This window comes from Bradyrhizobium sp. NAS80.1 (assembly GCF_001908205.1).
Classification (GTDB): domain Bacteria; phylum Pseudomonadota; class Alphaproteobacteria; order Rhizobiales; family Xanthobacteraceae; genus Bradyrhizobium.
In genome coordinates, this window is record NZ_LGHL01000390.1 from 1 (window position 1) to 675 (window position 675).

At 63.4% G+C, this 675-nt stretch carries 2 protein-coding genes; both read left to right on the top strand.

The features are described from left to right. Positions 1–297 (top strand): hypothetical protein (locus AC629_RS43715; RefSeq protein ID WP_210419235.1); only part of this gene is annotated, 297 nt, incomplete at its 5' end. A gap of 35 nt (positions 298–332) precedes the next feature. Further along, positions 333–675, top strand: a 343-nt coding sequence (locus tag AC629_RS43720; RefSeq protein ID WP_143199935.1) for a hypothetical protein, incomplete at its 3' end; no start/stop codon positions are given.

A 675-nucleotide genomic window follows, 5' to 3' on the forward strand; every position in this document is an offset into this window, starting at 1 on the left:
TCATCTGCTTCATTTAACGAGGACGCCATGCAGACCGATAACGGCCAGCCGTTTCCGAAATACCGATCGAGCGCCGACGTTCACGCGCTCAAGATCCAATCCATCACAGTCAACCCCGACAACGGGCAAGAGATCGTCACGTTTGCTGACGGCTACTACGGCCCGTTGACGCTGCCGGCAGGTGCGCTCGCCGACATCAGCGCCGACGTCGAGGGCTCCTATCTCGTTGCCGAAGGGCCAGATTGGGCGGTCATCCCCGGTGCCCGCTTCGAAGCTCACTTCAAGCGCGTCGACTGACGACCAGGGCGGTGACGGGCCGCCCATAGGACACCATGGCTCGCAAAGCATCGCGCAGCATCCGCGCCACCTTCGCGGATGCACGGCAGGATATTGCCGCGAAACAAGAGGTGTTTGACCCAGCGCCCCGCGAGGCGCGCGACGGGATCGAGGCCGGCATGTGGGACGGTGCGCCGTTCGACAAACTGCCGCCGGCCTGTCCCGTCGTGCCGCTCGGCGTGCAGGGCAAGCTGTCGTTCTTCATCGACGCGCTCGGCCAGTTCATGTCCTTCGACGGCATGAAGCCGGCGGATCTGATCAGCCTGTTCCGCACCACGCCGAACTACACATATTGGGCATGGCCGCGCAAAAAGCTGACCTCGACCGATCACGACACCG